This is a genomic window from Pantoea septica (genome assembly GCF_002095575.1).
Lineage (GTDB): Bacteria > Pseudomonadota > Gammaproteobacteria > Enterobacterales > Enterobacteriaceae > Pantoea > Pantoea septica.
In genome coordinates this window covers 23109-43211 of sequence record NZ_MLJJ01000006.1, presented here as the reverse complement: position 1 = coordinate 43211, position 20103 = coordinate 23109, and the positions used below count along the sequence as shown (strand labels likewise).

Sequence of the window (20103 nt, the reverse complement as noted above, 5' to 3'; positions counted from 1 at the left end):
GGAATAGGTAAAAGTGCAGCAGATAGCCCGCTCTGTCGCCCTCGCATTTAATAATTTGCCGCGCCCCCACCGCGTTATGCTGGGGTCTTTAACCGTTGTGACGCTGGCCGTCGCCGTCTGGCGGCCCTACGTTTACCATCCCACCGATGATGCGATGCCGATAGTCAAAAGCATCGAACTCGATAAAAATCAGCTGCGTACGCTGCTGCCAGAGGCCAGCGAACCCATCGATCAAACCACTTCCGAACCGGAAGAAGAACTCCCCGCCGACGACATCGACAGCGATGTGCCGGACGCAACGGGAACGCATGAATACACCGTCTCGTCCGGCGATACGCTGAGCAGCGCCCTGAATCAGTACGGCATCGAGCTGGGCGATATCAATGCGCTGGTCAACAGCGATAAAGCGCTACGCAACCTGCAGGTCGGCCAGCAGCTGAGCTGGACGCTGACCGACGATGGCAGCCTGCAGTCTCTCACCTGGGAGATAAACCGCCGAGAAACACGCACCTATCAGCGCGGCAACAACGGCGCGTTCACCATGCAGTCCGAGATGCAAAAGGGCGAGTGGCAGAACCGCGTGCTGAAGGGCGAAGTGCGCGGCAGTTTCGCCGCCAGCGCGCAGCGCGCCGGCCTGAACGGCAGCGAAGCGAGCGCGGTGATCAAAGCGCTGCAGTGGCAGATGGATTTCCGTAAGCTGCGCGCGGGTGACCAGTTTAGCGTGCTGATGTCGCGCGAAATGCTCGACGGCAAAAGCGCGCAGAGCCAACTGCTTGGCGTGCGCCTGCGCTCCGGCGGTAAGGACTACTACGCGTTCCGCGCCGAAGATGGCAAGTTCTACGATCGCAACGGGTCGGGTCTGGCGCGCGGCTTTATGCGCTTCCCGACCGTGAAGCAGTATCGCGTCTCCTCCAACTTCAATCCGCGTCGTCTGAACCCGGTAACGGGCCGCATCGCGCCGCATAAAGGCGTCGATTTCGCGCTGCCAGTCGGCACGCCGGTGCTGGCGGTCGGCGATGGCGAAGTGGTGATGGCGAAAAACGGCGGCGCGGCGGGCAACTATGTGGCCATCCGACACGGTCGCCAGTATATGACGCGCTATATGCACCTGAAGAAAGTGCTGGTGAAACCGGGCGAGAAGGTGAAGCGCGGCGATCGCATCGCGCTGTCGGGCAACACCGGCCGCTCCACCGGGCCGCATCTGCACTTTGAAATCTGGATTAATAACCAGGCTGTCAACCCGCTGACGGCGAAGCTGCCGCGTATGGAAGGGTTGACCGGCAAAGAGCGCAGCGATTATATGGCGCAGGTGAAAACCAACCTGCCGCTGCTGCGCTTCGAGTAATCTGCGCGACGCGCCACAAGACCGACGCCTTACGCGTCGGTTTTTTTTCATGCCGCGCCGGGGATTGCAAATTTACCTGTCGCCACTATCATTAGCGCGTCATTGATTGAGGCGAGCGCATGGAAACCCCGAAAAAAAGAATATTGAATTTATTCCCGTTTTTGAACGTTCTTTCCTGAAACCAAAATACTGGGGCAGCTGGCTGGCGATCGGCGCGCTGGCAGGCATGGCGCTGCTGCCGGCGAAAGTACGCGATCCGCTGCTCGGCCGGCTGGGGAGAATGGCGGGGAAACTGGCTAAAGGCGCTCGCCGCCGTGCGCTAATCAATCTTTACTACTGCCTGCCTGAGCTGAGCGAAACGCAGCGCAGCCATATCGTCGATGAGATGTTCGCCACCGCGCCGCAGGCGATGGCGATGATGGCCGAACTGGGCATGCGCGATCCGGCGCGCGTGCGCCAGCGCGTCGACTGGCACGGCCGCGACATTATCGATCGGCTGCAGGCGGAGAAGCAGAACGTTATTTTCCTCGTGCCCCACGGCTGGGCGGTGGATATCCCCGCGATGCTGCTCGCCTCGGAAGGGCAGATGATGGCGGCGATGTTTCATAACCAGAGCGATCCGCTGCTCGACTACGTCTGGAACAGCGTGCGTCGTCGCTTCGGCGGCCGGATGCACGCCCGCAACGACGGCATCAAGCCGTTTATCAGCTCGGTGCGCCAGGGCTACTGGGGCTACTATCTGCCCGATCAGGATCACGGCGCCGAACACAGCGAGTTTGTCGATTTCTTCGCGACCTACAAAGCGACGCTGCCGGCGCTTGGCCGCCTGATGAAGGTGTGCCGCGCGCGCGTGGTGCCGCTGTTTCCGGTCTACAACAGCGAGACGCACCGGCTGGAGATTTTCGTCCGTCCGCCGATGGACGATCTGCTGGACGCTGACGATCGCACGCTGGCGCGCCGCATGAACGAAGAGGTTGAAGTGTTCGTGCGTCCCCACCCCGAGCAGTACACCTGGATTTTAAAGCTGCTGAAGACGCGCAAAGAGGGGGATATCGAGCCCTATAAGCGCAAAGAGCTTTATCCGCGTAAATAGCAAAAGGGCCACAATCGCGGCCCTTTTTATTGATAATGTGCTGACGCAGGGACGGTATGGCCCGATCGCAAAGTCCATTGCATCCATGCGCGCTCGGCCCGCGACATTCCTGTCGCGGGACGCTTTGCTCTTCGTGCCATACCGCCCCCGCATTTCAGCTTCCGCAGCAGCTTGTGAGTAAGACCTTAATGCTCAGGATAACGCCGTCACCTGCGCACGGCGCTTGCGCTCGCGCAGAAACAGCGTCACCAGCACAAACCAGAGCACGCCGCTGATGAAGTTGATCAGGCTAAACCAGGGCGTGCCGCCGTTAAAATAGCCGCTTTTCGCCAGTTCGATGCCGATCGCCAGCGTCAGGATGCTGATCATCCCCAGCATCGCCGCGACGCTGCCTTTGCCGGCGTCGCTGGCGTAAAGCGTCAGGCGATAGAGCCCGGCGTTGACCATGCCCGCGCCGAAAGCGTAAAGGCTTAGCCCGGCGGTCAGAAAGAGATAGCTGTGGCTGTCCAGCAGGTTCGCCAGCAGCGCAATGCCCAGACCGGAGAGAATCGGCCAGGCGGCGAACTTCACCGGCTGCTCGATAGGCACGCGTCCGGCCAGCTTGCCCAGCGTAATATTTCCGGCGATCATCGCCAGAAATACCGGCAGCTGCAGCAGCGCATAGTGCATGCGCGACAGCTGCTCCTCATGCATCAGGATAACCGGCGAGAGCGCTACCCAGGTCAGGATGGGAATAAACACCAGACCGATGGCGAATGAGCCCAGCATCACCATTCGGTCGCGCGCCAGCTTGCGATAGGTGCGCGCCAGCTGCGGCAGCGCGATGGAGTGGCTGCGGTCGCCGGCGGTTTCAGGCATCACGCGCCATAAAATGATAAAGGCGAGGGCGCTCAGCAGGGCGAACAGCCAGAACATGCTGCGCCAGCTCGCCACCGTCAGCCAGGCGGCGCCCGCCAGCGGACCCGCCAGCGGCGCCAGCAGCGCGACGTTCGCCATCAGCGCCATCACGCGCACCGCCAGCGCCTCGTCAAAAGCTTCCTGAATCGCGGCATAGCTGACTGCGCCGATAAAGCAGAGGCTAATGCCCTGAATAAAGCGCAGCGCGACGAACTCTTTTATCGAGCCGACCCAGGTGGTCAGCACGCAGGCCAGAATAAAAAAGAGAATGCCGCCCAGCATCACCGGACGACGTCCGAATTTATCGGAGAGCGGACCGAGCAGCCATTGCAGCACCACGCCGCCCAGCAGATAGGCGGTCAGCGACGTCGAGACCCACTCCGGGCCGACGCTGAACTCCTGCGTCACCAGCAGCATGCCGGGCTGGATCATGTCGTGCGCGATATAGGTGGCGAATTCAAACAGCACCAGCGCCAGCGGAAACAGCAGTAAGCCTGCTGTCAGTTTGCTGACGGGTTGATAGCGGGGCATCCAGACTCCTTTTAAGAAAAATAAAACGCGACAGCCAGGCCGTCGCGTTGTTTACAGCGTTACTACAGCGGGCGCGCAGTTAGTCGACGCGCAGCACCCGGCTGGTATTGGTGGTGCCGGTCGCGCCCATCACGTCGCCCTGGGTGACGATAACCAGATCGCCGGAGACCAGGAAGCCTTTGTCGCGCAGCAGATTGATCGCATCGTGCGCCGCGACCACGCCGTCGTTGTCGCTGTTGAAAAAGACCGGCGTCACGCCGCGATAGAGCGCGGTCAGGTTCAGGGTGCGCTCATGACGGGACATAGCGAAAATCGGCAGGCCGGAGGTAATGCGCGAGGTCATCAGCGGCGTACGGCCGGACTCGGTCATGGTAATGATCGCCGTGACGCCCTGCAGGTGGTTCGCCGCATACATCGCCGACATGGCGATCGCCTCTTCGATATTGTCGAAGGTGACTTCCAGACGATGCTTGGAGACGTTGACGCTTGGGATCTTCTCTGCGCCCAGGCAGACCTTCGCCATCGCGGAAACGGTTTCAGCAGGATACTGGCCGGCAGCGGTTTCCGCCGACAGCATCACGGCGTCGGTGCCGTCGAGCACGGCGTTCGCGACGTCCATCACTTCGGCACGCGTCGGCATCGGGTTGGTGATCATCGACTCCATCATCTGCGTCGCGGTAATGATGGTGCGGTTCAGCTGGCGCGCGCGACGGATCAGCGCTTTCTGAATGCCGACCAGTTCGGGATCGCCGATTTCAACGCCCAGGTCGCCGCGCGCCACCATCACCACGTCGGAGGCGAGAATAATATCGTCCATCGCCTCCTGCGTCGCAACCGCTTCGGCGCGTTCGACTTTCGCCACCAGCTGCGCCTCGCAGCCCGCTTCGCGCGCAAGGCGACGCGCGTAGTTCATATCCTCGCCGCTGCGTGGAAACGAGACGGCCAGATAATCGACGCCGATTTTCGCGGCGGTAATAATGTCCGCTTTGTCTTTCTCGGTCAGCGCTTCCGCCGAGAGGCCGCCGCCAAGCTTGTTGATGCCTTTGTTGTTGGAGAGCGGGCCGCCGACGGTAACTTCGGTGAACACCTTCATGCCCTGAACTTCCAGCACTTTCAGCTGCACGCGCCCATCGTCGAGCAGCAGAATATCGCCCGGCACCACATCTTCCGGCAGGCCTTTATAGTCGATGCCGACTTTCTCTTTATCGCCTTCGCCTTTGCTCAGGCTGGCGTCGAGCAGGAAGCGGTCGCCGACGTTAAGGAATACTTTGCCCTCTTTAAAAGTCGAAACGCGAATTTTCGGTCCCTGCAGGTCGCCCAGAATCGCGACGTGACGACCCAGCTTCGCGGCAATTTCGCGCACTTTATTTGCGCGTAGCTGATGATCTTCCGGGGTGCCGTGAGAGAAGTTGAGTCGCACAACGTTTGCGCCTGCGGCGATGATCTTTTCCAGATTATTATCGCGGTCTGTTGCCGGGCCGAGGGTTGTAACGATCTTGGTTCTTCTGAGACGTCTTGACATGAAGGACTCCGTTGACAAATTTGCGTATCCCCTAAAGTGGACAGGGCGTGATCATTATTCTAACTGAAGGAGAGCCTGTGATACGACTCACATTGTGAATGTGATGTTAATTTTTTTGTTGCGCTGCGTTTTCCATGGCGAAAGGCTTGTCGAAACGCGACTCTTTTAAGACCTCTTTCACTCGCTTCAGGTTTTCCCGAAACGCGGCGCCGCGTTCGAGGATAAATCCGGTCGCCAGCACGTCGATAACGGTGAGTTGCGTCAGGCGGGAAACCATTGGCAGATAGACATCGGTATCTTCCGGTACATCAAGCGTGAGCGCCAGCGTGGCGACCTCTGCCAGCGGCGAAGCGGGAGACGTGACGGCTATCACTGTGGAACCGTTTACACCGGCGAGGCGAGCCAGTTCTACCATATTTTTCGTGCGGCCAGTATGCGAAATCAAAACAAAAACGTCCTCCGCGCGACTATTTATACAACTCATGCGCTGGATCACAATATCCTCTGACCAGACCACCGGGAGATCGAAGCGCAAAAATTTATTAAAGGCGTCGTGCGCCACCGCCGCCGAGGCGCCCAAACCAAAGAACGCCACCTTCTGCGCGCGCGATAGCGCCGTCACCGCCTGCTGCACGACGGCGAGATCGAGCCGATCGCGCACGCGCTGCAGCCCGGCCAGCGCCGAGTCGAAAATCTTATGGCTGTAGCCGCGCGTATCGTCACCTTCATTGACGTCGTGACTGACCCAGCTTGGCCCTTGCGCCAGGCTCTGCGCCAGCTGCAGCTTGAAGTCGGGGAAGCCGCGCGTGCCGAGACGATGGCAAAAGCGGTTAACGGTGGGTTCGCTGACCTCGGCGGCGCGCGCCAGCCTGGCGATGCTGGAATGGATCGCCTCATGCGGAGCGGCCAGGATCTGCGCGGCGACTTTGCGTTCCGATTTGCTGAGCGTCGCCAGCTGCGCCTCGATTTTTTCCAGAGTATTCATAACCTGATGACCGTTATCGCTTTTATCGATGCCAGCAATGGCTGGCAGAGAGGGCATAAAAGCGTGAATATACCCTGTTCGCTATGGCTGCGCGCAAGTACGGATAAGTCTGCGTGGAAAATTTTTGTCATAATTTGACCCGGAGTCGATTTTGCCGCCCATCGGCCGCCGCGCTAAAGTGGGCTAAAGCGCACGCACTATCACATCGGCACGCCTTATTCCGTTCAGAGTGAACTCTGCGGACCAGCATAGAGTCGGTTTACCTGACCCCCTGAAATAAGTACATTGTGCTGAAAGAAAATTACAACATGGACCCGGTGGACGAGGATGCGAAAGCCAACGGGATCATCCTGCAACGAGGAGAGGAAAATGGCGGTAACACAAACAGCCCAGGCATGCGATCTGGTGATATTCGGTGCCAAAGGCGATCTTGCGCGCCGGAAACTGTTGCCTTCACTGTATCAGCTGGAAAAAGCGGGACAGATCCACGAGGAAACCCGCATCATCGGCGTGGGACGCGCTGACTGGGACAAAGCAGCCTATACCAAAGTGGTGCGTGAAGCGCTGGAAACCTTTATGAAGGAGAAGATCGACGAAGCGCTGTGGGATAAACTCAGCAGCCGTCTCGACTTCTGCAACCTCGACGTCAACGACACCACCCATTTTCCCAAGCTGGGCAAAATGCTCGATCAGGCAAAACGCACCACCATCAACTATTTCGCGATGCCGCCAAGCACCTTCGGCGCCATCTGCAAAGGCCTGGGCGCGGCGAAGCTGAACGCTAAACCGGCGCGCGTGGTGATGGAGAAGCCGCTCGGCACCTCGCTGGAGACCTCAAAAGAGATCAACGACGCGGTAGGCGAGTTCTTTGACGAAAGCCAGGTGTTCCGCATCGACCATTACCTCGGCAAAGAGACGGTGCTGAACCTGCTGGCGCTGCGCTTCGCCAACTCTATCTTCGTCAACAACTGGGACAACCGCACCATCGATCACGTGCAGATCACCGTGGCCGAAGAGGTAGGCATCGAAGGACGCTGGGGCTATTTCGACCAGGCTGGCCAGATGCGCGACATGATCCAGAACCACCTGCTGCAGGTACTGACCATGATCGCCATGGCGCCGCCGTCCGACCTCAGCGCAGACGCCATTCGCGACGAAAAAGTTAAGGTGCTGCGCTCGCTGCGTCGTATCGATCAGACCAACGTGCGCGAAAAAACGGTGCGCGGCCAGTATACCGCTGGCTTCGTGCAGGGTAAAAAAGTGCCGGGCTATCTGGAAGAAGAGGGCGCCAACAAGTCCAGCTCGACGGAAACCTTTGTCGCCATTCGCGTCGATATCGACAACTGGCGCTGGGCGGGCGTGCCGTTCTATCTGCGTACCGGCAAGCGTCTGCCGACCAAATGCTCCGAAGTGGTGGTCTACTTCAAGAACCCGGAGATGAACCTCTTTAAAGATTCCTACTCGGAGCTGCCGCAGAACAAGCTCACTATTCGTCTGCAGCCGGATGAGGGCGTCGATATCGAGATCCTGAACAAAGTGCCGGGCCTCGATCACAAGCACAAGCTGCAGACCACGAAGCTGGATCTGAGCTACTCCGAGACCTTTAATCAGTCGCACCTGGCTGACGCCTACGAGCGTCTGTTGCTGGAGAGCATGCGCGGCATTCAGGCGCTGTTCGTGCGTCGCGACGAAGTGGAAGCGGCATGGACCTACGTCGACTCCATTATCGACGCCTGGGCCGCCGACGGCGACTCTTCCAAGCCCTATCAGGCAGGCACCTGGGGACCGGTGGCCTCCGTGGCGATGATCACGCGAGACGGCCGTTCCTGGAACGAGTTCGAATAATCCTGAAAGTAGCCCGCCGCGTGCGGGCTTTTTTGTGCCTTGCCGCAGGAAAGTGAACCGCAGTTTCAAAAAGAGCGTTGGGCGGATAGACGATGCGGAACGCGATCCTGTATGGTAGTGACGCATTGATGGCGCGCCGCGCGGCTGACGCCGGTATGGATAAGCAAGGGGAACTGATGAAGAACTGGAAGACGAGTGCGGAAAAGATCCTGACCACTGGGCCTGTGGTGCCGGTGATCGTAGTGAACAAGCTGGAACATGCAGTGCCGATGGCGAAAGCGCTGGTGGCCGGCGGCGTTCGGGTGCTGGAAGTCACGTTGCGCACGCCGGTGGCGATGGAGGCGCTGCGCCTGATGATTAAAGAGGTGCCGGACGCCATCGTTGGCGCAGGCACGGTCATCAACACTCAGCAGCTGCAGGAAGTCACCGAAGCGGGCGCGCAGTTCGTTATCAGCCCAGGCATTACCGAGCCGCTGTTGAAGGCCGCAGTAGAAGGTCCGGTGCCGCTGATTCCCGGCATCAGCACCGTTTCCGAACTAATGACCGGCATGGATTACGGCCTGCGCGAGTTTAAATTCTTTCCGGCGGAAGCAAACGGCGGCGTTAAGGCGCTGCAGGCGATTGGCGGTCCGTTTCCGCAGGTACGCTTCTGTCCTACCGGCGGCATTTCGCCAGCCAACTATCGCGACTATCTGGCGCTGAAAAGCGTGCTCTGCATCGGCGGTTCCTGGCTGGTGCCGAATGACGCGCTGGAGTCGGGCGACTGGGATCGCATTACGCGTCTGGCGCGCGAAGCGGTGGAAGGCGCGAAATAAGCATTAGCGGTGAGCAGGGCGCTCACCGCATCATGAACCACCCGCGGTTTTATTACTCTTCGACTTTCACCGCCGCTGCGCTGGCAATCGCCCGCGCGACGGCGTCATCGACGCTCTCGCCGCTGGCCAGCGCAACGCCAAGGCGGCGCGAACCCGCGATTTCCGGCTTGCCGAACAGGCGCAGCTGCAGACCCGCGCCCAGCGCCGCTTCCACGTTAACGAACCGTACGTTCTGGCTGTGCAGCTGCGGCAGGATCACCGCCGACGCCGACGGGCCGTACTGGCGCACGCCGCCGATGGGCAGGCCGAGAAAGGCGCGCACGTGCAGGGCGAACTCCGAAAGATCCTGCGAAATCAGCGTCACCATGCCGGTGTCGTGCGGGCGCGGCGACACTTCGCTGAAGATGACCTCGTCGCCGCAGACAAACAGCTCGACGCCGAACAGGCCGTAGCCGCCCAGCGCTTTCACCACGTCGCCGGCGATCGCCTGCGCGCGCTGTAGTGCGACATCGCTCATCTGCTGCGGCTGCCAGGATTCGCGGTAGTCGCCATCTTCCTGGCGATGGCCGATAGGCGCGCAGAAGTGAAGGCCGTCGACCGCGCTCACGGTCAGCAGCGTAATTTCAAAATCGAATTTAACCACGCCCTCGACAATCACGCGGCCTGCGCCGGCGCGTCCGCCCTGCTGCGCGTACTCCCAGGCGCTGCTGAGCTGGCTGGCTTCGCGGATAAAGCTCTGGCCTTTGCCTGACGAACTCATCACGGGCTTGACGATGCAGGGGAAGCCGATCTCCGCCGCTGCTGCCTCAAAGCTCGCCTGGCTGTCGGCGAAACGGTAGCTGGAAGTCGGCAGCGACAGCTCTTCCGCCGCCAGGCGGCGAATACCTTCGCGGTTCATGGTCAGGCGCGCGGCGCGCGCGGTCGGCACCACGCGCTGCCCCTGCTGCTCGAGCTCAAGCAGCTTATCCGTGGCGATCGCTTCGATTTCAGGCACCACATAATCGGGCTTTTCCTGTGCAATCAGCGCGGCCAGCGCCTCGCCGTCCAGCATGTTCACCACGTGGCTGCGATGCGCCACATGCATCGCGGGCGCGTCGGCATAGCGATCTACGGCAATCACTTCCACACCCAGTCGCTGGCACTCCAGCGCCACTTCTTTACCCAGTTCACCCGAGCCTAACAGCATGACACGCGTCGCAGCCGGACGCAGCGCAGTTCCAAGAGTCGTCATAATTTCACCTGTGAGTCAAAACGCGCGCGCAGTATAAACGAAAACGTTTGCGTTCTCATCTCTCGCTGCTTTGCCTCTCTTTTCTCACCTTGACGTTAACTGACGCCCGGTCGGGCAGAGTAGAGCCCTTATCGCTGAAAAGGAGTGGATGATGAACAACCTGTTGCAACAGCTTCAGTCGCTGCTGGCAAAGAAAGGGCACAGCGGCGGCAACGGAGGTTTGAACGATATGCTGGCGCCCGGCGCGCTGGGCGGCCTGGCGGGCTTGCTGATCGCCAGCAAAAAGTCGCGCAAGCTGTTAACCGAGTATGGCGGCAAAGCGCTGATTATCGGCGGCGGCGCGGCGGCCGGCGCGGTATTGTGGAACAAATATAAACAGCGCGTGCGCGAGACGCACCAGGCCGATCCCGGCTTTGGCGAGCTGCAGACGCCCGCCGATCAGCGCGCCGAGCGCCTGGTGACGGCGCTGGTTTTCGCCGCGAAAAGCGACGGCCATATCGACAATCGCGAGCGCGCCGCCATCGAACGCAGCATCCATGAGTCGGGCTATGGTCAGGAGGCGGAAGCATTAATCCAGAAAGCGATCAATCGGCCGCTCGATCCCGCCTGGCTGGCCGCCGACGTGAAAAACGAGGATGAAGCGCTGGAGCTCTACTTCCTCAGCTGCGCCGCTATCGACGTGGATCACTTTATGGAGCGCAGCTATCTCACTGCGCTCGGCGACGCGCTGAAGATCCCGCAGGACGTGCGCGACGGCATTGAAAACGACCTGCGCGAACAAAAAGCGCGCATCCCGGCAGAATAACTCCGCTGCGGCCGCGCTGCGCGGCCGCAATAACAACGCGTTAGCGACAAAAATTTGGCTTCCCCGCCACCTGATGCCACCCTTAAAGGATATTAATAACAGGGAGAGAGAGCATGCAGGCCCCCATCGCAAAAAAAATTCCTCATGAAATGACCCTCCACGGCGAAACGCGCGTGGATGATTACTACTGGCTGCGCGACGACAAGCGCGAGAATGAAGAGGTGCTGGATTATCTGCGCGCCGAAAACAACTACGGCAAGCAGATCATGGCGACGCAGCAGCCGCTGCAGAACCGTATCTTAAAAGAGATCGTCGATCGCCTGCCGCCGCAGGATCATTCCGTTCCCTATGTGCATAACGGCTATCGCTACCAGAGTCGCTATGAGAGCGGTAACGAATATGCCGCCTACTACCGCCAGCCTGCCGAGTGCGCCGTGACCGATGAGTGGACGCTGCTGCTGGACGCTAATCAGCGCGCCTCGCACAGCGAGTTCTACACCATGGGATCGCTCAACATCAGCCCTGACAACAAGGTGATGGCGCTGGCGGAAGATTTTCTCTCCCGGCGACAGTATGGCATTCGCTTTCGCTGCCTCGAGAAGGGGAGCTGGTATCCGGAGGTGCTGAACAACGCCTCCTCCAGCTTCGCCTGGGCGAACGACTCACGCACGCTCTATTACGTGCGCAAGCATGAACAAACGCTGTTGCCTTATCAGGTCTGGCGTCATGAGCTCGGCACGCCGCAAAGCGACGATCGGCTGGTGTATGAAGAGCAGGATGACACCTACCATCTCAGCGTGCATAAAACCACTTCCGATCACTTTATCCTGATCGCGCTGTTCAGCACCAACAGCAGCGAGATCCAGCTAATCGACGCCGGCTTTCCCGACGCCGCGCCGCAGATCTTCCTGCCGCGCCGCAAAGATCATGAATACAGTCTGGACCACTATGATCATCAGTTTTATATCCGCTCTAACCGCGAGGGGAAAAACTTCGGCCTCTACCGCACGCGCTGGCTCGACGAGTCGCGCTGGGAAACCCTGATTAAGCCGCGCGATCATGTGGTGATGGAAGATTTTCAGCTGTTCCGCGACTGGCTGGTGGTTGAGGAGCGGCAGCGCGGCCTGACCAGCCTGCGTCAGATCCACTGGGAAACCGGCGAGGTGACCGGCATCGCCTTCGACGATCCGACCTATGTTACCTGGCTGGCGTTCAACCCTTCGCCGGAAACCAGCAAGCTGCGCTACGGCTACGGCTCGATGACCACGCCGACCACGCTGTTCGAACTCGATATGGACACCGGCGAGCGGCGCATCCTCAAGCAGAGCGCGGTCGGCAACTTCGATCCCGACAACTACAAAAGCGAGCACCACTGGATCACGGCGCGCGACGGCACTGAAGTGCCGGTGTCGCTGGTCTATCACCGCAAACACTATCAGCCGGGCAAAAATCCGCTGCTGGTTTACGGTTATGGCGCCTACGGCAGCAATATGGAGGCGGACTTCAGCGTCAGCCGGCTTAGCCTGCTCGATCGCGGTTTCGTCTACGCGTTGATCAACGTGCGCGGCGGCGGCGAGCTGGGACAAAGCTGGTATGACGGCGGCCGCCTGTTTAACAAGATGAATAGCTTCACCGATTTTATCGACGTTACCCAGGCGCTGGTGAAAAAGGGATTCGGCCAGCCTGGACAGCTCTATGCCATGGGCGGCAGCGCAGGCGGGCTGCTAATGGGCGGAGTGATTAATATGGCACCGGCGTTGTTCAACGGCGTGGTAGCGCAGGTGCCCTTTGTCGATGTGCTCACCACGATGCTGGATGAGTCGATTCCGCTCACCACCGGCGAGTATGACGAGTGGGGCAACCCAAACGACGCCGACTATTATGGTTATATGCGTCAGTACAGCCCCTACGACAATGTCGAGGCGAAGGACTACCCGCATATGCTGGTGACGACCGGGCTGCATGACTCGCAGGTGCAGTACTGGGAGCCGGCGAAGTGGGTGGCGAAACTGCGCGCGCTGAAGACCGACAACCATCTGCTGATGCTCTGTACGGATATGGATGCCGGTCACGGCGGCAAGTCGGGGCGCTATAAATCCTATGAGGGCATCGCGCTGGAGCTGACGTTCCTGATCGCGCTGGCGCAGGGCAGCCTGCCGCCGCAGCGCGATTACTGATCGTCGCTCAGGTATTTACGCAGCGCCTGCCGCAGCGGCGGGCGCAGATCGCGCACGTTTTCCAGCACCCAGCGCAGATAGCGCGGATCTTTCCGCGCGATAGCGGCGACGCTCTGGCCGCGATATTTGCCGAAGGGCAGCACGTCACCCGTCACGCTGACGGGCTGGCAGTGCTGCGCCATCTGCCCGGCATCCCATCCGGAAATCTCCATAATGCGGATCAGCAGCGCGGCGGTCACGTAGCAGTCGTACAGCGCGCGGTGCGCGTGCAGATCGGCGGGAGGTGTCACCTCCAGCTTAAGGCTATGGCGCAGCGCCTGGTTGCCGTACTTAATGCCAGGCCACAGCTTGCGCGCCAGCGTCATGGTGCAGATCCAGTCGCCGTGCATCTCCGGCAGCATGCGGCGATCGAAGCTGGCATTATGGGCGACATAGAAAGGGCTGCCGTGATAGCGGCCAATGGCCTCTTCGATCGTGGGTTTGCCCATCACCATCGCTTCGGTGATGCGGTGTACGGCCATCGCCTGGCGGCTGATGGGGCGATCCGGCAGGATCAGATCGCTCATCGGATTAACGATCTCTCCGTTGATCACGTCGACCGACGCCACTTCCACTACGCCGCCCTGAAGCCCGCAGGTTTCGGTATCAATTACGCGTAACATGATTTACTTCAGTTTGGGTTCGTAGGGCAGGCGCGAGAAGTTCAGCGACGCCTGGCGATAGTGCATCAGACGCTGCCGAAACCAGTCGCGCAGCGCAGGCGGCTGCTCATATTCAACCATTTCGGCCACGACCGGCATATTGTAGCGCTCTTTGAACGCCACGCCCGCTGCGGCCAGTTCCACGTTGACTTTATCTTTCTCTTCCTGAGAAAGCAGGGCGAGGTTTTGACTCATGGGGATCTCCTGAAGACAGGGGGCAAAAATAATGCTTATCCCGGTCTGAATCAAGGGCAAAGGATAGCATTGCTGGCCCTCGACACCTGAAAAGCCTCAGCGTATCCTTGCCCACGTTTGCCGCTGATGCGATGGCTAAAAGGATGATCTCATGCAGAAAAGAACGATCTTGTCAGGCGTTGCCGTCTCGCTGTTGTTGGTGAGCCAGGCGGCGCTGGCGCATGCCCACCTCAAATCGTCCCAACCGGCCGCCGACGCCGTGCTCGCCGCCTCGCCGCAGGCGCTGACCCTGAGCTTTACCGAAGATATCGAGCCCGCGTTTAGCGGCGTAACCCTGCTTGACGCCAGCCAAAAGCCTGTCGCCGGCGAGAAAGTGCAGCAGGATGCGAAGGCGCATAGCCGCCTGATCCTGCCGCTGAAGAGGCCGCTGACGGCGGGCGACTATCAGGTTAACTGGCATGTGCTTTCGGTTGACGGCCATAAGACCCAGGGCAGCTACCGCTTTAGCGTGAAGTAAGTCGTGACCGCGTTGTGGATCCTGCTGCGCGCGCTTCACTTCGCCGCGGTAATGCTGCTGGCGGGCAGCGCGTTTTACACCGTGCTGTTAGCGCCGACGCGCTATCGCTGTGCGCTGGGGCAGCGTCTTGACGCATTGATGCGCGGTTGCGTCTGGCTGGCGTTCGTCACTGCATTGCTGATGCTGGCGACCCAGCTGGCGCTGATGAGCGGCGACTGGCGCAACCTGGCCGACATTGAGATCTGGCGCGCGGTGCTGAGCACGCGTTTCGGCACGGTGTGGCAGTGGGAAACCGGGCTGGCTGGCGTTACGCTGCTGGCGAGCCTGTTGAGAAACAGACCGCGACAGCAGGCGTGGCTGATCGGCGCCTTGCTGCAGCTGGGCTGTATGGCGTTGATCGGACATGCAGCGATGCGCGAAGGGGTTACGGGCGCGCTGCAGCAGATAAACCACGCGCTGCACCTTCTCGGCGCGGCTTTCTGGGCGGGCGGTTTGTTGCCGCTGCTGATCCTGATGGACGAGGCGCGGCAGATCGATCGCCGCAGCGACGCCATTCGCGCCATGATGCGCTTTTCGCGCTACGGACATCTGGCCGTCGCGGTAACATTATGCACCGGCATAGTGAATGGGCTGCTGATCGCCGGCTGGCCTCGCCAGTGGCATGGCAGCCTGTATAGCGAATTATTAGTGGCTAAGGCGGCGCTGGTGGCGCTTATGGTCGCTATCGCGCTGGTCAATCGTTACGTGCTGGTGCCGCGCTTTCGCCTGGCGGGCAAGGGCGCGCAGCAAAAATTTATTCGCATGACGCAGCTTGAGCTGCTGCTGGCATGCGCAGTGGTTGGTCTGGTCAGCGTCTTCGCTACGCTGGCGCCAGCCTGAGTGTGACCCGTTTTGACTGAGTGAAAAGGTAGGCTATTTTGCTGAAGAAAGTGATCCCCGCAATGCTGTTGTTATCTGTCGGTGGCCAGGCGCTGGCGTCGGAAATTATTACCGTCAGCCGTTTCGAGGTAGGCAAGGCTGCGTGGCCCTTTAGCCGTGAAGAGGTGATGCTGAGCTGCGAAAAAGATGGTTCGCTGTTCGCCATTAATCCCAGCACGCTCATGCAGTATCCGCTTAACGATAAAGCTGAAGCGCGCGTGAAGGCCGGGCAGGTAAAAGCGCAGCCCATCTCCGTGATTCAGGCGGAAGATAAAGCCCACCCTGGGCAGATGATGAGCCTTCAGCCGATCATCGAGCGTACTCAGGCGCTGTGCGATAAATAATCCTGCCGAGGCGCGAGTGCTTTTCGCGCCTGGTTTCGCCGATTCTGCCGTCAGGATCACAATCTGATCCTGCGGATCTCCTCTGTCCGGCCGTTCGCTGGCATTTCCACAGACGTGGGCTAACCTTAAATTGCAAGGCGTCATCGCCTGCATTAATGCCAACTTTTAGCGCACGGCTCTCAAAGAGCCATTTCCCTGGACCGAATACAGGAATCGTGTTCGGTCTTTTTTTATTGATTATTTTTTAATGCAGATTTAAATAAGCAGCCTCTGCTTACCCCCGACAGACCCTCACTTCAAACTTCATTTCGGTGAGCGCTTCGCCATTTCAGGCTGCGATATTATTTTAGTCGCGACAATGCCGCTATGACCTCTTGCCCAAGGCATCGCATCGAAAAAGCGATCCCATTATCTCTTTGTCTGACCAGGGGGGCGCGGCATGGGGCAGGGTCCGGCGCTGTCTGGCACTAAAAAAGTGAAGGAACGGAGTCTGTAAAAAGTTTGTTTTACGTTAAAAAAAGTAAGATTCAGTGACAATTTAACTTTTTGCGCTGATGCGGATCTGATAACGTAACCGGGTTCGAAACGAGCTCAGGTTGCTAACTCAATGATATACGACTGCTTTTTATACTACGACGAAGACATGCTTCTGGAATTACGCCTGAATACCCTTTACGAGCACGTTGATAGATTTGTCATTGTGGAGTCCCTCTATACCTTTACCGGGAAGCGCCGCGAAAAACTTAATTTTGATATAGAAAAGTTCGCGCCATTTCGGGATAAAATCATTTACGTGGTTAACGACGCCGTTCCGAAAATTTATTCTCATAGCTTTAACTCTAACAGTTCGCTGGTTAAGGCGGGCGAGTCGGACCCCTGGGAAAATGAAACCATCGCGCGCAACGCCATTATGCGCGGCTTAACGGGTGCTCAGGACAGCGATATTATTATGGTGTCGGATGTTGACGAAATCCCCCGGCCTGAAGCGCTCCGGCAGTTTAGCGCCGCGCATTTATGCACCACGCTTTACCAGAACTTTTATAACTTCAAATTCAACGTTCAGGTATTAAATGAGGATGGCTCACCGCGGCTATGCAGGCTGCCTAAAATGACCACCTTTAAACACCTGAAAGGCTTCTTCCGTGGGCAGCCAGAACTGCTGCGCAACGTGAAGCGTAAAGGAACCCCTATCCGGGACTGCTGGTGGCGCTGGAAACTGCTAAAACTGCGCACGCGAACCGTTGAGAATGCCGGATGGCATTTTTCATGGGTAATGGACGACGCGCGGATTAGCGAGAAAATGGCAACGATTTCGCATACCGAGCATAACTTGCCAGAGTTCAACAACCCCGATCATATACGACGTTGCGTCGAGCAGAACGTCGATATCTGGAATCGACCGCGTAAGATGGTGATCCGTCCGATGACGAAAGAATATATGCCTGCGTGGCTGGTGGAAAATCAACATCGTTTTGCGGACTATATTAAATCAGTTTAATCGCGCGCCGCTGTGCGGCTCGTTTTTTACTCTTTATTCGAGTGAAGCTATCAGTGCGATAAGTAAATGTCGATATAGAAACAAGCTGCAGGCTCGCTTATGAGACAGTTAAATTTATTTTTTTAACCTTATTGTTAACAGGCTTATTGCCATGGCGCTAAAGCCCACCGGCAAGTGAGCGATAATATTTTCTTTTTTCTAACTTGCTAATATTCCTCAAGGCTACGCGTGTCTGCCGCTTATATTTCCCGCTAATCTTTACGGGCACGCTTTCATTTTTCGCCAACCTCTTCCAGGCTTGTCTGGCTTATTCTTTACAACAAGCCAGGAGATAATTATGTTTCACCATTCTTCAAAGCTTCAATATCCAGTACGCGTCGACAAAGCAGATCCGGAATTCGCCATGCTGTTGCAGCAGGCGATCGGCGGCGTGGAAGGGGAGATCCGCGTGGCGATGCAGTACTTCTTCCAGGCGATGGGCGCGCGCGGCGATGCGCGAATCCGCGATTTGCTGATCTCTACCGCAACCGAAGAGCTGGCGCATATCGAAATGCTGGCGCATGCCGTTGCGCTCAACCTGGAAGGCGCGCCGCTCTCCTATCAGGAAGCGTCGGCGAAAGATCCGGTGGTGAATGCGGTACTGGGCGGTATGAACCCGCGCCATATTCTCTCATCAGGCCTGGCGGCGCTGCCGGTCAACGCCAACGGCGTGCCTTTCGATATGAGCCATATCTACGCGTCTGGCAACGTGGCGGCAGATATGCTGGCCAACGTCACGGCGGAAGCGACAGGACGCGTACTGGCGACCCGCCTCTATAATCTCACTGAAGATACCGGCATGAAGGATTTTCTCTCTTTCCTGATCGCCCGCGACACCATGCATCAACAGCAGTGGCTGGCGGTGATCGAAGAGATGGGCGGACTTAACGCTTCGCTGCCGATACCGAACAGCTTCCCGCAAAGCGAAGAAGCCAGCGAGCATTCTTACTATGTGCTCAACACCTCGCTGGATAAACCGCTGCCGAAAGGCCGCTGGTGCGAAGGGCCGTCATTTGACGGCAAAGCCCAGTTCACCGCGAAAGAGAAACCTGAGCTGCTGGGCGATGAGCCTCTGCTGGGCCATGCCCGTCCGGGCTCCGGCGCGCAAAGCGAGCAGGAGCTCTCGGGCACCGTTCCACCAGCGTTAAAACCCTAACCGCACGCTGTCCAGGGAGGGATACAGGCATCAGGTTGATACGGCGCGTCAGACGCGCCGTCTAATGCTTGCCAAAAAATGAACTATTGTCTCAGCAGCGACAGCTACTCTCGTACCAGTCTAAATCAGAGCGCCAAAAAATATTTTTTTCCGACGGCACTCAAAAAGCCGTATTTAGCTCGCCGCGGCGCCAAAAATGAAAAAACCCCGGCCTGCGCCGGGGTTAACTGAATCACTTATTTGGTATCCAGAACCTGCTGCAGCCAGACCAGTTCGTCATCGAAACCGGACTCGCGTAACAGCTGGAAATAGGATTGCTGAATATCGGTTGAAACCGACGCCAACAGCATGCCCAGCATTCCTTTGGTTTTACAGATTTCTAGTGCTGCGTTTTCGAGAGAATCAAGGTTAAAACTTACGTTATCAAGCGTTTCAGCGACCATTCTTATTCTCCTGACCGGAGGTAATCAGCCATCCCTCCTTTGCTGTGTGTATCTGCTCCACATCGTGGACGGGCTGAGATGTCACACTAACGCAGTTTCGTCTGTCGGAAACATCCTGATATCTGAACAGTAATCGCCATTTGCTGGCGCTTTTACCGGCGAAGCGTACGGAAAATCTGAGTAGAGGGCAGAAAGCATCGCGTGCGGCCTGTCAGCCGACAAACAGCAGATGCACAAGGCGCGCCAGCGATTCCAGCAGCAGCAGGCTGCCGAGGAAAATAAGCACTAATACGCTGATAAATTGTTTCCGGCTATTCATCACGCCTCCCTGAAGATGTGACCGGTTATACTTTAACCCGCAATAAGTAAACCTGTTGTTAACAAGCGGAATCAAGATGCATTACCAGTATCTCAACGGTGAAAACTGGCAAAATATCTGGATTGTCGGCGATCTGCACGGCTGTCGACGTCAGCTGGACGCTCTGCTGCTGGAAAAAGCGTTTGATAAGCGAAACGATTTGCTGATTTCCGTCGGCGATCTCATCGATCGCGGGCCCGACAGTCCTGGCTGTTTAGAGCTGCTCGACGCGCCATGGTTCCGCTGCGTACGGGGAAATCATGAAGAGATGGCGCTGCATGCGTTACAGTGTCACGATTCACTTAGCTGGATAATGAACGGCGGCGACTGGTTCTATAAGCTGAGGGGCGCCAGGCTCATCGCGGCGCGTCATGCGCTCAGAAAGCTAGAGAGCCTGCCGCTGATCCTGCACCTGCAGCTGGCGGATCGCATTGTTGTCGTGGCGCACGCGGACTATCCGGCGGAGTGCTACGCGTGGGAGCAGCCGCTGGACTGGGAGAAAGTGGTATGGAATCGCGAGCGCATCGCCCGACTGCAAGCGGGCGATGCGGGACAAATCGCGGGCGCAGACGCTTTTTACTTCGGCCATACGCCGCTGCAGCATCCGCTGGAATCGGGCAACCTGCACTATATCGATACTGGTGCGGTGTTCGGTAACCCGCTGACGCTGATGCAGCTGCAGTAGGGG

General features: G+C 58.4%; 19 protein-coding genes. 12 read left to right on the top strand and 7 right to left on the bottom strand.

Features of this window, described 5'->3' with window-relative positions:
- Positions 1–13 precede the first annotated feature (13 nt).
- Together mepM and lpxM are read left to right on the top strand one after the other, a co-directional pair.
- Entirely contained in the window at positions 14–1345 is a 1332-nt protein-coding gene (gene mepM / locus HA46_RS04570; protein ID WP_084882312.1) for a murein DD-endopeptidase MepM, read from the top strand.
- A gap of 106 nt (positions 1346–1451) precedes the next feature.
- The gene (gene lpxM / locus HA46_RS04565; protein ID WP_084882310.1) at positions 1452–2438 is read left to right on the top strand and encodes a lauroyl-Kdo(2)-lipid IV(A) myristoyltransferase; all 987 of its coding nucleotides are present in this window, start codon (positions 1452–1454) and stop codon (positions 2436–2438) included.
- Between the two features lie 192 nt (positions 2439–2630).
- Here lpxM and HA46_RS04560 read toward each other — a convergent pair whose 3' ends face one another.
- From HA46_RS04560 to hexR, 3 genes are all read right to left on the bottom strand, one after another.
- Positions 2631–3866, bottom strand: coding sequence for an MFS transporter (locus HA46_RS04560; RefSeq protein WP_084882307.1), 1236 nt, complete (start codon positions 3864–3866; stop codon positions 2631–2633).
- Between the two features lie 79 nt (positions 3867–3945).
- A complete protein-coding gene (gene pyk / locus HA46_RS04555) occupies positions 3946–5388 on the bottom strand; it encodes a pyruvate kinase (protein ID WP_033791280.1) in 1443 nt (480 codons plus the stop codon).
- A gap of 106 nt (positions 5389–5494) precedes the next feature.
- Positions 5495–6373 carry a transcriptional regulator HexR gene (gene hexR / locus HA46_RS04550; protein WP_084882485.1) on the bottom strand — a complete coding sequence of 293 codons (879 nt, stop codon included), beginning with the start codon at positions 6371–6373 and terminating at the stop codon, positions 5495–5497.
- Positions 6374–6742: 369 nt separating this feature from the next.
- Here hexR and zwf point away from each other — a divergent pair, with 369 nt between their 5' ends.
- Both zwf and HA46_RS04540 read left to right on the top strand, forming a co-directional pair.
- Positions 6743–8218, top strand: coding sequence for a glucose-6-phosphate dehydrogenase (gene zwf, locus HA46_RS04545; RefSeq protein WP_033746536.1), 1476 nt, complete (start codon positions 6743–6745; stop codon positions 8216–8218).
- Between the two features lie 176 nt (positions 8219–8394).
- A complete protein-coding gene (locus tag HA46_RS04540) occupies positions 8395–9033 on the top strand; it encodes a bifunctional 4-hydroxy-2-oxoglutarate aldolase/2-dehydro-3-deoxy-phosphogluconate aldolase (RefSeq protein WP_033747926.1) in 639 nt (212 codons plus the stop codon).
- 52 nt (positions 9034–9085) lie between these two features.
- Here the strand turns inward: HA46_RS04540 and purT are convergent, their stop codons facing one another.
- Complete coding sequence (purT, locus tag HA46_RS04535) at positions 9086–10264, bottom strand: formate-dependent phosphoribosylglycinamide formyltransferase (protein ID WP_033791273.1); 1179 nt, start codon at positions 10262–10264, stop codon at positions 9086–9088.
- A 151-nt stretch (positions 10265–10415) separates the two neighbouring features.
- Between purT and HA46_RS04530 the strand changes: the two genes are divergently transcribed.
- Positions 10416–11069 carry a tellurite resistance TerB family protein gene (locus HA46_RS04530; RefSeq protein WP_084882304.1) on the top strand — a complete coding sequence of 218 codons (654 nt, stop codon included), beginning with the start codon at positions 10416–10418 and terminating at the stop codon, positions 11067–11069.
- Positions 11070–11182: 113 nt separating this feature from the next.
- Positions 11183–13246: a prolyl oligopeptidase family serine peptidase gene (locus tag HA46_RS04525; RefSeq protein WP_084882301.1), complete on the top strand. Its 2064-nt coding sequence runs from the start codon at positions 11183–11185 to the stop codon at positions 13244–13246.
- Here HA46_RS04525 and exoX read toward each other — a convergent pair.
- Together exoX and HA46_RS04515 are read right to left on the bottom strand one after the other, a co-directional pair.
- Positions 13240–13908 (bottom strand): exodeoxyribonuclease X, encoded by a 669-nt coding sequence (exoX, locus tag HA46_RS04520; RefSeq protein WP_084882300.1) that lies wholly within the window; start codon positions 13906–13908, stop codon positions 13240–13242. The two genes, HA46_RS04525 and exoX, sit on opposite strands and share 7 nt — an antisense overlap.
- A gap of 3 nt (positions 13909–13911) precedes the next feature.
- Complete coding sequence (locus HA46_RS04515) at positions 13912–14142, bottom strand: DNA polymerase III subunit theta (RefSeq protein ID WP_033791267.1); 231 nt, start codon at positions 14140–14142, stop codon at positions 13912–13914.
- Between the two features lie 151 nt (positions 14143–14293).
- On the opposite strand from HA46_RS04515, the gene copC reads away from it, so the two are divergent.
- The 5 genes from copC (at position 14294) to HA46_RS04490 (ending at position 18614) form a co-directional block, all read left to right on the top strand.
- The gene (gene copC, locus HA46_RS04510; RefSeq protein ID WP_084882299.1) at positions 14294–14659 is read left to right on the top strand and encodes a copper homeostasis periplasmic binding protein CopC; all 366 of its coding nucleotides are present in this window, start codon (positions 14294–14296) and stop codon (positions 14657–14659) included.
- A gap of 3 nt (positions 14660–14662) precedes the next feature.
- Positions 14663–15538, top strand: coding sequence for a copper homeostasis membrane protein CopD (gene copD / locus HA46_RS04505; protein WP_143807583.1), 876 nt, complete (start codon positions 14663–14665; stop codon positions 15536–15538).
- 35 nt (positions 15539–15573) lie between these two features.
- The gene (locus HA46_RS04500) at positions 15574–15921 is read left to right on the top strand and encodes a YebY family protein (RefSeq protein ID WP_033791264.1); all 348 of its coding nucleotides are present in this window, start codon (positions 15574–15576) and stop codon (positions 15919–15921) included.
- A 607-nt stretch (positions 15922–16528) separates the two neighbouring features.
- Positions 16529–17419: a glycosyltransferase family 17 protein gene (locus HA46_RS04495; protein WP_084882298.1), complete on the top strand. Its 891-nt coding sequence runs from the start codon at positions 16529–16531 to the stop codon at positions 17417–17419.
- Between the two features lie 337 nt (positions 17420–17756).
- Complete coding sequence (locus HA46_RS04490; RefSeq protein WP_033746559.1) at positions 17757–18614, top strand: manganese catalase family protein; 858 nt, start codon at positions 17757–17759, stop codon at positions 18612–18614.
- 236 nt (positions 18615–18850) lie between these two features.
- Here HA46_RS04490 and HA46_RS04485 read toward each other — a convergent pair whose 3' ends face one another.
- Positions 18851–19057: a hypothetical protein gene (locus HA46_RS04485; RefSeq protein WP_033746561.1), complete on the bottom strand. Its 207-nt coding sequence runs from the start codon at positions 19055–19057 to the stop codon at positions 18851–18853.
- A gap of 395 nt (positions 19058–19452) precedes the next feature.
- On the opposite strand from HA46_RS04485, the gene HA46_RS04480 reads away from it, so the two are divergent.
- Positions 19453–20100 carry a metallophosphoesterase gene (locus tag HA46_RS04480; protein ID WP_084882297.1) on the top strand — a complete coding sequence of 216 codons (648 nt, stop codon included), beginning with the start codon at positions 19453–19455 and terminating at the stop codon, positions 20098–20100.
- Positions 20101–20103: the final 3 nt, after the last annotated feature.